This window comes from Lentzea roselyniae (assembly GCF_039537795.1).
GTDB classification, from domain to species: domain Bacteria; phylum Actinomycetota; class Actinomycetes; order Mycobacteriales; family Pseudonocardiaceae; genus Lentzea; species Lentzea atacamensis.
On record NZ_BAABBE010000009.1, the window covers coordinates 273,634 to 283,573 of the forward strand.

Sequence of the window (9,940 nt, forward strand, 5' to 3'; positions counted from 1 at the left end):
GGTGACGCGTCTCGCCACTCACGGCTTCCCGTTCCCCTCTAACTTCGGAGACTTCTCATGTCAGTGCTGACCGCCGCGGTCGTGGTCGTCGGAATCCTGTGCGTGCTGGACCTGTTGCTGAGCTTCGGCATCATCCGGCGGTTGCGCGAGCAGAACGAGGCGCTGCGCGACCTGCGGGAGAAGCAGGCGGCGGCCGAACCGGACATCATGCTGCCCGCCGGCTCCCGCATCGAACTGTCCGATGTGGACGTCTCCGGTGCGCTGGTCGGCTTCTTCTCCCCGAACTGCGAGCCGTGCAAGGAACGCATGCCCCAGTTCATCGAGTACGCCACCGGCCACCGCGGCAAGGTGCTCGCGGTCGCCGCGGGAGGTGCCGAGGAGGTGGCCGACATGGTGGTGCGCCTCGGCGAGGTGGCCGAGGTCGTCGTCGAGGAGATGGGCGGCCCGCTGCACAACGCGTTCGGCACGACCGGCTACCCGGCGGTGTGCCTGATCGACAGCGACGCGACCGTCGTGGCGAGCGGCTGGGAGATGTCAGCGCTGCCGGTTCACGCGACCCGGTGAACACCGAGCTCGGCGCCCGCCGGGTGCTGTCGCTCCTGGTCAGCGCTTTCGGCCTGACGAGGACGGCATCGCCGGCGGGCACACCGGTGTACGTGGTGCTCTGCCTGCTCGGCGGCGTCGTGCCGCTCGCGGCGGCGTGGTGCACCAAGATCCTGCTGGACGGCCTCGCCGCGGACGGCGGCTGGGCGACGCTGGTGCCGTGGGCCGTCGCGCTGGCGGTGACCGGCCTGGTCAGCGGCCTGCTGCCGGTCGCGACGGAGTACCTCAAGCAACGGCTGGACCGCGCCGTCGCGGTGCTGACGATGGACCGCCTGTACCAGGCGATGGGCAGGCTCACCGGCCTGGCGCGCATGGAGGATCCCCGTTTCCGCGACAAGCTCCAGCTGGCGCAGCAGACCGGCCGCAGCGGTCCCGGTCAGCTCGTCGACGACGGTCTGGGCGCGGTGCAGGCTGCCGTGACGGCGGGCGGGTTCCTCGGCACGCTGGTTGTGCTGAACGCCGGCATGGCCGTGATCGTGCTGCTCGCCGCCGTGCCCGCGCTGATCGCCCACCTGCGGCTCAGCCGGGCCAGGGCCGAGGTGCTGTGGTCGATCACCCCAGCCGAGCGGCGTGAGGTGTTCTACGCGGAGCTGTTGTCGAGCCTCGACGCGGCGAAGGAACTGCGGCTGCTCGGGCTCGGCGACCTCTTCCGGCGCCGCATGCTCGTGGAGCTGACCGCGGCGCACGCCGTCGTGGAAGGACAGGACCGGCGTGACGCGCGGGTTCGCGGGCTGCTCGCCGGCCTGACCGCGCTGGTGTCGGCCGCCGGGCTGGTCTGGTCGGTGTGGCTCGCCGCCGCGGGATCGCTGTCGATCGGTGACGTCGCGATGTTCGTGGCCGCCGTCGCCGGGGTGCAGAGCGCGTCGCAGAGCCTGGTGCACAACCTCGCCTCCGCACACCACTCGGTGCTGCTGTTCCACCACTACCGGGAGATCGAGTCAGAGCCGGCGGACCTGCCCGTGGCCGCTGTGCCGCAACCGGTTCCGCCGCTGCGGCACGGCATCGAGCTGCGCAACGTGTGGTTCCGCTACGCCGACGACCAGCCGTGGGTGCTGTGCGGGGTGAACCTGACGATCCCGCACGGCAGCGCGTTCGCGCTGGTCGGCCTGAACGGCGCGGGGAAGTCGACGATCGTCAAGCTGCTGTGCCGGTTCTACGACCCCTGCCGCGGTGCGATCCTGTGGGACGGCGTCGACCTGCGCTCCTTCTCACCGGAGGACCTGCGCGCGCACATCGGCGCGGTCTTCCAGGATTACATGCGCTACGACCTCAGCGCCGCCGAGAACATCGGCGTGGGCGATGTGTGCTCAATGGACGACCGGGGACGCATCGTCGCGGCGGCACGGCGGGCGGGCGCGCACGACGCGGTGACGGCATTGCCCCGCGGCTACGACACGTTGCTGTCGCGCATGTTCTTCGACGAGGCCGACCGTGAGGACCCGGAGACCGGCGTGCTGCTCTCCGGCGGCCAGTGGCAACGGCTCGCGCTCGCACGGGCGTTCCTGCGCGACCGCAGGGACCTGATGATCCTGGACGAACCCAGCTCCGGCCTGGACGCGCAGGCCGAGCACGAGGTGCACAGCAGCCTGCGCCGGCACCGCGAGGGTGCGACGAGCGTGCTGATCTCGCACCGGCTCGGCACGATCCGCGACGCCGGCGTGATCGCGGTCCTCACCGGCGGGCAGATCTCGGAGCTCGGCACGCACGACGAACTGCTGGCGCTGGGCGGCGACTACGCGCGGCTCTTCCGCTTGCAGGCTTCGGGATACGACGAGGTGGTGACCGGATGATCTGGGTGGGCTCCGTGTCGTTCGGCGGCTGTTGGCGGTCCTTCCGCTTGCAGGCTCCAAAATGTGACTGGGTGGTGACCGGATGATCTGGGTGGCGTCTTTCGCTGTTCTCGCCCTTGTGGCCTGGCTGCTCGTGTTGCGCAGCCGCTTGCTCGTGGTCACGGTGCGCGGCGTGAGCATGGAACCGACCTACCGCTCGGGCGATCGGTTGCTGGTCCGCCGGGCCGGGCTCGACCGCGTCCGCGCCGGCCAGGTCGTGGTCGTGCAGGTCGACAGCGCCACACCGGACGACCCGACGGGAGGCCGCATGGTGAAACGCGCGGCGGCGGTGCCGGGTGATCCCGTGCCGCCGGAGATCCCGGTGCCGGGGCCGCGGGTCCCGGCGGATCGCCTGCTGGTGCTCGGTGACAACCTCGCGCGCAGCAACGACTCCCGGCGACTGGGCTATCTCCCGGCGGACGCGTTGATCGGTGTGGTGCTCAGGCCGATCGGGCAGGGGTGAGCGCGGGTGTGATGGACCTTGTGTGGGCTCGTTCTGCGCGGTGTCGTGTTGAGGCCGATCGGACAGGGGCGAAGTGATGTCAGAGGTGAAATCTTGCTGAGCACGGGTGCTGTGGTCCTCTGCGGAATCGTCCTGCTGGTCTCCGCGGTGAGCAAGGTGCGCAGCAGGTCCGACTACGCCGAGTTCGTCGCGTCGGTGCCGGCGTTCGGGATTCCCGCGCGGTGGACGCGTCTCTTCGCGGTGCTGACGGTCGTGGCGGAGTTCGCGACCGCCGCGCTGCTGCTCGCGTCCGTCTTCACCGGGTACTGGCCCGCCGTCGCCGGTCTGGCGCTGGCGGTGGGCGTGTTCGGTGTGCTGACCGCCGTGGTGTGGCGCGCGGTGTCACGGCGGTCCGGCGCGGTGTGCCGGTGTTTCGGGCGCGCTCGCACCACGCTCGCGCACCGGCACATCGTGCGCAACGCCTTCCTCCTGGCGGTGGCCGCGGCCGGCCTGGTGTCATTGTCCTTTGTGGACTCGACGGTCGACCCCGCCGCGCTGTGGCTGGCCGCGGCCGTCGGCGCGGTGGGCGCGGTGCTGGTGGTGCGGTTCGACGACCTGGCCGACCTCGTCGCCGGTCCGGTCTAGCCGAGGCTCGCCGGCAGGCGTTCGAAGCCGCGCAGGATGCGGGTCGGACGGCGGCGCGCACCGGTCAGCAGCCGCAGGCCGGGGAACCGCTCGAACACGGTGCGCAGCCCGATCTCGCCCTCCATCCGCGCGAGCTGGGCCCCGAGGCAGTAGTGGCGACCGGCGCCGAACGACACGCGGTCGCGGGCGTTCGGGCGGGTGATGTCGAACGCCGACGGTTGCTCGAAGACCTCCGGGTCGCGGTTGGCCCCGGCGAGCACGGTGGTGACGAGCTGGCCGCGCCGCACGGGGTTGCCGGCGATCGTCGTGTCGCGCGAGCACATGCGGCCGGTCAGCAGGACCGGCGGGTCGAAGCGGAGGATCTCGTCGACGGCGTTGCTCCACAGCTCTGGCCGGGCGCGGAGGGTGGCGAGCTGGTCCGGGTGCTGCGTCAGCAACGCGATGCCGTTGCCCAGGAGGTTGACCGTGGTTTCGAAACCTGCGGCCAGGACGAGGCCCGCCGTGGCTTTGAGCTCGCGCTCGGTGAGACCGGCGCCGTCCTCGCGCGCGGCGATGAGGCGGCTGAGGAGGTTGTCGCCGGGGTTGGCGCGCAGGGCGTCGAGGTGGCGCGTGAGCCAGGCGTCGAACGTGTTCAGCGTGGACTCGACGTTGCGGAAGACGCGCCACGACAGGCCCAGGTCGAGGCTCGGGGCGGCCGCCGCGCCGAGGGTGAGGACCGTCGCGCGCTCCTGTGGTGGCACACCGAGGATCTCGCTGATGACGGTGACCGGCAGCAGGCCGCAGTACGTTTCGATGAGGTCGACCGGGTTCGCCGGATCTAGGCCGTCCAGCAGCTCGTCGGCGATCGCCTGGGTGCGCTCGCGAAGCTGTTCCACGGCGCGGGCGGTGAAGACGCGGGTCACGAGCTTGCGGTAGCGGGTGTGCGCCGGTGGTTCGACGACCAGCCGCGACGGCGGCTGCACGGGATGGGTGACCTCGGAGGCGGACCAGGCGGCGAGCTTGCCGAGGATGCCCGCGCCGAAGCGGGGGCGGGTCGTCACGAAGGCGTCGTCGGCGAGGACGTCCCTGACGATCGCGTGCCGGGTCGTGGTGTGGCCGACCTTGGTGGCGGCGAGCGGGCCGCGCGCGCGGATCTCGTCGAACAGTCCGGTGAGGTCGGCGCCCGTGGACGCCTCGACGGTGATGCGGCCCTGCAGGTCGCCGCGGCGGGCTGCCAGGCGCAGTACCGCCCGTGGCAGCGCGTGGCCGATGCCCCAGCGCACCACCGGTTTGACGTGCTCCTCCGCGAGAGTTGAGGTACTCATCAGTTCCGCAGCGTTCCTGCTGCGGGGCGACGAGTCAAGGGTGGTCCGTCCGGCGGAATCGGAAGTCCACTTCGGACCAACGAGTACCCTGTCGCGCCATGGAGATCCGGGCGTTGCTCGACCGCATGACGCACGAGGACCACCGGCGCGAGACCGAGGACTTCGTGACAGAGCACGGCATCACGTCGTTCGACGAAATAGCGGAACTGATCGCCACGTCCGGTGACGGCCAGGCCGTGCAGTCGGCGTGCCGGGTGTTCTCCCTGCTCGACGCCGCCGACGAGGTCTACCTGGCCGCGGCCCGCCACCCGCACGCGGCGGTGCGCCGGGTGGCCGCGAGCATGTTCCGCGGCGAGAAGGCACTGCGGTACGCGCGTGAACTGCTGCCGTTGCTGGCCGACGAGGACCACTACGTGCGGCAGGAAGCGTTGTGGGCGTTCGGAACCATGGGCCCGGACGTGTTGCCGCTGCTGCACGAGACGCGCCGCACTGCCAAGGGTGCGACGCGCCGGGGAGCGCTCGCCGGAATCGTCGAGGTCGCCGGCCCGGACGCGATGTCGGCGGCGGACCGCCGGATGATCGAGCGGTACATCCGCGTCAAGATCGAAGAAGAGATGTACGGCTCCGAGGAGATGCATCTCTGCGGTGGCTGGTACGCGATCAAAACCGACAACCAGGCCGCCGTGCTCGAGGTCTGCGGACTGCAGGACCCGACACCGGTGACGAAGGTGCTGGGCGGGGCGGCGTGGAACAACGACCACCACGCGTGGTCCAAGGCCGACGAGCACGTGGAGTGCGCGCGGGTCTACGTCACGGGCGCGTGGGACGGCTGGACGCTGGTGTTCGGCGAACCGTTCGCGCACGCGGAAAGGCCGGTGCACGAGATCTGCGCGGTGCTGAGCGCGGTGTTCGGCGAGGCGCACCACTACGGCATGAGCTGTGGGGACGGCTGGACGGCGTGGTGCATCGCGGAAAGCGGCGAGGTCGTCCGCTACTACGACGCGTTCAAGCCGGAGGAGCAGATCGGCGAGCTCGATGTCGAGGAGGGCAGGGGACTGCCGCACGACTGGAGCGACGAGAACGACGACCTCGACGACATCTGGGCGACCGAGGTGGCCGAGGAGTTGTCGGTCGACCCCACGTACTTCGACGGCGACGTGGAGGGGCACGGTGTCCTCGCCCTGACCCAGTGCGGCCGCACCTATGGCTCTCCCAAGGGTTTTCTGGAAATCACGCGCGGATGACCGGCACTTCCAGCGCCCGCACGACCGCGTTGACCGCGTCCGTGACCACTCCGGCGACCTCGCTGAACGGCAGCACGCCGAACCGGGACGCGGTGCCGATCTTCTCCGAACTGGCCAGCACGTACGTGTCGGCCGCCTGGTGGGCGAGCGCGCGCTTCATCGCGGCCTCGTCCGCGTCGCCGGTGGTCAGCCCCGCCTCCGGGTGCACGCCCGTGACGCCGAGCAGGAACAGGTCGGCGTGCACACCCCGCGCGGCCTCCACGGCGGCGGCACCGCAGGCGACCATCGAGTGTTTGAACAACCGGCCACCGATCACGTAGACGTCCACGTCGCGGTGTTCTTCCAGCGCGCTCGCGATCGTCGGGCTGTGCGTGACGACCGTGGCCTGCAGGTCGAGCGGTAGCGCGCGCACCACGGCGAGGGTGGTCGTGCCGCCGTCGAGGATCACGGTGGCGCCGGGCTCGATCAACGCCGCCGCTGCTCGTGCGACTCGTTGCTTGCCGTCGACCGACACCTCTTGGCGCGTCGCGTAGTCGGCGATCGCGGGGGAGACGGGCAGCGCGCCGCCGTACACGCGTTGGCAGAGGCCCGCTGCCGCGAGATCGCGCAGGTCGCGGCGGATCGTGTCCTCGGAGATGCCGACCTCGGCGGCGAGGTCCTTGGCGACGATCCGGCCTTCGGTGCGCAGGCGTTCGAGCAGCAGGTCACGGCGTTGGGCGGCGAGCATGCACGTTTCTCCTTGTTTTTGCCGAGTGTTGCACACTATGGTTGATCGCATGCTGATTCTGATCGCAGGGCCCTACCGCTCGGGCACCGGGGACGACCCCGAACTGATGGCGCGCAACCTCGCCCGGCTGGAGGAGGCCGCGTGGCCGGTCTTCCGCAGCGGGCACGTGCCGATGATCGGCGAATGGGTGGCGTTGCCGGTGCTGCGCGGTGCGGGCGGGAGCTCGCCGATGGACCCGATCGCGGCGGAGATCATGTACCCGACCGCGGAACGGCTGCTGGAGCACTGCGACGCGGTGCTGCGGCTGCCCGGTGAGTCGACCGGCGCGGACCAGGACGTGCGGATCGCCAGGGAGCGCGGTCTGCCGGTCTACGAGAAGGTGGAGGACATCCCGGGCTACCGCGCGGCCTAGCTCGCGGGGAGCGCACGATCCGGTTCTGGGACGCGGACTCCGAGGCCGCCCACGACGCCGATCTGCTCGCAGTGGCGGGGAACCCGCGGAGAACCTCGCCGCGCTGCTGGACGTGCGCGGTCTTCCGCGCCGGGGAACGAGTCGCCGGCTGACGTTTCTCAGCCGCGGGCTGCGGCGACGAACTCACGCATCCGGCCGTGGTCCTTGACGCCACGGCTCGATTCGATGCCGCTGGACACGTCGACGCCCCACGGCGCAGCCACGCCGATCGCCCCGGCGACCGTCTCCGGTGCCAGCCCGCCCGCCAGCACCCACCTGCCGGTGGGCCGGTTGTCCCGGAGCTTCGTGATGTCCCACTGCTCACCGGAGCCCGCGACGAGGGAGTCGATCAGCAGCAGCTCCTCGCCGAACGCGCCGGTGCGCACGTCGGTGCCCGGCCCGAGCGCGGTCGCCCTGATCAGCTGGAACGGCTGCGGGGCCAGCTCGTCGAACGCTTCCTTCGGGTAGTCGCCGTGCAGCTGCAGCGCCTGAACGCCGGTACGCAGCGCCAGCTCGCCGGCTTCCGCGGCCGTGATCCCGCGCACCACGGCGACGGTGAGGACGTGCGCCGGCACCGCCGCGACGAGCCCGCGCGCCAGGCCGGCGTCGATCTGACGAGGGCTGGTGGTCAGGACGAAACCGACGGCGTCGGCCCCGGCCTCGACGGCCACGGCGACGTCGGACTCGGTGCGCAGACCACAGAGCTTCACGAACACACCATGAATCCTAATGACTCCATCAGAGCGCGAATGCCGTGTGGCCGTGTTCACCTGTCGCGCAGCTAACAGTCACACATCGTCGCGCCGCCTGGTCCTACTTGTAGAGACACGGGCAATGGAGGCCGCGATGACGCACCCTGAACATCAGACAGCCACGTCAGTGCTGGTGATCGGCACCGGCGGCGCGGGACTGCGCGCCGCGATCGAGCTGGCCGAGCGCGGTGTCGACGTGCTCGTCGTCGGCAAGCGCCCCAAGGCCGACGCGCACACCGCGCTCGCGGCGGGTGGCATCAACGCGGCGCTGGCGACGATGGACCCCACCGACACGTGGCAGCAGCACGCCGCCGACACCATCAAGGAAAGCTATCTCCTCGCGAACCCGGACATCGTGCGGATCGTCGCGGAACAGGCCCCGCGGGGCATCGAGGACCTGGAACGCTGGGGCATGCCGTTCGCGCGCGAGGCCGACGGCCGGATCTCCCAGCGGTTCTTCGGCGCGCACACCTTCCGCCGCACCTCGTTCGCCGGCGACTACACCGGTCTGGAGATCCAGCGCACCCTCGTGAACCGGGCCGCACAGCTGAACATCCCCATCCACGACTCCTGCTACATCACGCAGATCCTGGTGCGGGACAACGTGGTCTTCGGCGCGTACGGGTTCGACCTGAACACCGGCACGCGCCACGTGTTCCACGCCGACGCGGTGATCCTCGCCGCCGGTGGCCACACGCGGATCTGGCGGCGCACCTCCTCGCGCCGCGACGAGAACACCGGCGACTCGTTCCGCCTGGCAGTGCTGGCCGGCGGACGTATCCGTGATCCCGAGCTGGTGCAGTTCCACCCGTCCGGCCTGCTCGAACCGGAGAACGCGGCCGGCACCCTGGTGTCGGAGGCGGCCCGCGGTGAAGGTGGCGTGCTGACCAACGCGCTGGGCGAGCGGTTCATGAGCCGCTACGACCCGCAACGCATGGAACTGTCCACACGCGACAGAGTGGCGCTCGCGGCGTACACCGAGATCAAGGAGGGACGTGGCACTCCGAACGGTGGCGTGTGGCTGGACGTCTCGCACCTGCCGCGCGAGCAGATCATGCGCCGGCTGCCGCGGGTCTACCAGACGCTGCTCGAACTGCAGATGAAGGACATCACCCGCGAGCCGATGGAAATCGCCCCGACCGCGCACTACTCGATGGGCGGCGTGTGGGTGTCGCCGGACGACCACTCGACGGGCGTGGAGGGCCTGTACGCGATCGGCGAGGCGTCCAGCGGCCTGCACGGCGCGAACCGGCTCGGCGGCAACTCGCTCATCGAGTTGCTGGTGTACGGCCGGATCGTGGGCGAGGCGGCCGCCGAGTACTCCGCTTCCCTCGGGGCACAACGCCGTTCGCGCATCGTGCTGGCCGAGGCGCGGGCCGAGGTGGACACGTTGCTGTCCGCGGACGGCCACGAGAACGTCCGTGCCCTGCAACGGTCCTTGCGCAACACGATGACCGAGCACGCGGGCGTCGTGCGCGACGAAGCCGGTCTGCGCAAGGGACTCGCGGAGCTGGACGAGCTCGAAGACCGCATCCGCGACATCGGCGTGCACCCGGACCTCGCCGGCTACCAGGACCTCGCCCACGCCTTCGACCTGAAGGCCTCGGCGATGGCGGCGCGCGCGACCCTGGAGTGCGCGCTGGAACGCCGCGAGACCCGCGGCTGCCACAACCGGTCCGACCACCCGGACCTCGATCCCGCGCAGCAGGTGAACCTCGTCTGGTCGGGTCCCGGCTGGGTCGACCGGGAGGAGATCCCTCCGGTGCCTGCCGAGATCGCGGCGCTCATGAGGGACGTGGACACGGTCGGCAAGCTGGTTGAGTGAGGTGCGTGGAGGTGGCCGCGGGTTGGTCGGGTCGCTGGTGGGGGGCATCGTCACGGTTGGCGAGTTGGTTGAGTGAGGTGCGTGGAGGTGGCCGCGGGTTGGTCGGGTCGCTGGTGGG

10 protein-coding genes are annotated in these 9,940 nt (G+C 70.8%); 7 read left to right on the plus strand and 3 right to left on the minus strand.

Translation table 11 applies throughout. From position 1 onward, the window contains the following. The first annotated feature begins 57 nt into the window (after positions 1-57). The 4 genes from ABFX45_RS18750 to ABFX45_RS18765 all read left to right on the plus strand — a co-directional run bounded on the left by ABFX45_RS18750 (position 58) and on the right by ABFX45_RS18765 (position 3,519). Positions 58-564, plus strand: a complete 507-nt coding sequence (locus ABFX45_RS18750; protein WP_109638517.1) for a thioredoxin domain-containing protein — start codon at positions 58-60, stop codon at positions 562-564. Beyond that, complete coding sequence (locus ABFX45_RS18755) at positions 561-2,393, plus strand: ABC transporter ATP-binding protein (RefSeq protein WP_346131419.1); 1,833 nt, start codon at positions 561-563, stop codon at positions 2,391-2,393. The genes ABFX45_RS18750 and ABFX45_RS18755 overlap by 4 nt, the downstream gene beginning before the upstream one ends. An 82-nt stretch (positions 2,394-2,475) precedes the next feature. Beyond that, the gene (locus ABFX45_RS18760) at positions 2,476-2,895 is read left to right on the plus strand and encodes a S26 family signal peptidase (RefSeq protein WP_109638519.1); all 420 of its coding nucleotides are present in this window, start codon (positions 2,476-2,478) and stop codon (positions 2,893-2,895) included. Between the two features lie 93 nt (positions 2,896-2,988). After that, positions 2,989-3,519 (plus strand): MauE/DoxX family redox-associated membrane protein, encoded by a 531-nt coding sequence (locus tag ABFX45_RS18765; protein ID WP_346131422.1) that lies wholly within the window; start codon positions 2,989-2,991, stop codon positions 3,517-3,519. On the opposite strand, the gene ABFX45_RS18770 is transcribed toward ABFX45_RS18765, so the two are convergent. Next, positions 3,516-4,823: a cytochrome P450 gene (locus ABFX45_RS18770; protein WP_346131424.1), complete on the minus strand. Its 1,308-nt coding sequence runs from the start codon at positions 4,821-4,823 to the stop codon at positions 3,516-3,518. The two genes, ABFX45_RS18765 and ABFX45_RS18770, sit on opposite strands and share 4 nt — an antisense overlap. Before the next feature lie 98 nt (positions 4,824-4,921). Between ABFX45_RS18770 and ABFX45_RS18775 the strand changes: the two genes are divergently transcribed. Further along, the gene (locus ABFX45_RS18775) at positions 4,922-6,067 is read left to right on the plus strand and encodes a HEAT repeat domain-containing protein (RefSeq protein ID WP_346131426.1); all 1,146 of its coding nucleotides are present in this window, start codon (positions 4,922-4,924) and stop codon (positions 6,065-6,067) included. On the opposite strand, the gene ABFX45_RS18780 is transcribed toward ABFX45_RS18775, so the two are convergent. Next, positions 6,054-6,794: a DeoR/GlpR family DNA-binding transcription regulator gene (locus ABFX45_RS18780; protein ID WP_346131428.1), complete on the minus strand. Its 741-nt coding sequence runs from the start codon at positions 6,792-6,794 to the stop codon at positions 6,054-6,056. The genes ABFX45_RS18775 and ABFX45_RS18780 overlap by 14 nt on opposite strands. A 49-nt stretch (positions 6,795-6,843) precedes the next feature. On the opposite strand from ABFX45_RS18780, the gene ABFX45_RS18785 reads away from it, so the two are divergent. After that, complete coding sequence (locus tag ABFX45_RS18785) at positions 6,844-7,206, plus strand: DUF4406 domain-containing protein (protein ID WP_346131430.1); 363 nt, start codon at positions 6,844-6,846, stop codon at positions 7,204-7,206. Positions 7,207-7,364: 158 nt separating this feature from the next. On the opposite strand, the gene ABFX45_RS18790 is transcribed toward ABFX45_RS18785, so the two are convergent. Beyond that, positions 7,365-7,955, minus strand: a complete 591-nt coding sequence (locus ABFX45_RS18790; RefSeq protein ID WP_346131432.1) for a phosphoribosylanthranilate isomerase — start codon at positions 7,953-7,955, stop codon at positions 7,365-7,367. Between the two features lie 136 nt (positions 7,956-8,091). Here ABFX45_RS18790 and ABFX45_RS18795 point away from each other — a divergent pair, with 136 nt between their 5' ends. Beyond that, complete coding sequence (locus ABFX45_RS18795; RefSeq protein WP_346131434.1) at positions 8,092-9,822, plus strand: L-aspartate oxidase; 1,731 nt, start codon at positions 8,092-8,094, stop codon at positions 9,820-9,822. Positions 9,823-9,940 lie beyond the last annotated feature (118 nt).

What these genes read in the sequence shown, in the direction of transcription:
- ABFX45_RS18750 (WP_109638517.1), top strand. Translation starts at nt 58, where the DNA reads ATGTCAGTGCTGACCGCCGCGGTCGTGGTCGTCGGAATCCTGTGCGTG.
- ABFX45_RS18760 (WP_109638519.1), top strand. Translation starts at nt 2,476, where the DNA reads ATGATCTGGGTGGCGTCTTTCGCTGTTCTCGCCCTTGTGGCCTGGCTG.
- ABFX45_RS18770 (WP_346131424.1), bottom strand. Translation starts at nt 4,823, where the DNA reads ATGAGTACCTCAACTCTCGCGGAGGAGCACGTCAAACCGGTGGTGCGC.
- ABFX45_RS18775 (WP_346131426.1), top strand. Translation starts at nt 4,922, where the DNA reads ATGGAGATCCGGGCGTTGCTCGACCGCATGACGCACGAGGACCACCGG.
- ABFX45_RS18780 (WP_346131428.1), bottom strand. Translation starts at nt 6,794, where the DNA reads ATGCTCGCCGCCCAACGCCGTGACCTGCTGCTCGAACGCCTGCGCACC.
- ABFX45_RS18785 (WP_346131430.1), top strand. Translation starts at nt 6,844, where the DNA reads ATGCTGATTCTGATCGCAGGGCCCTACCGCTCGGGCACCGGGGACGAC.
- ABFX45_RS18795 (WP_346131434.1), top strand. Translation starts at nt 8,092, where the DNA reads ATGACGCACCCTGAACATCAGACAGCCACGTCAGTGCTGGTGATCGGC.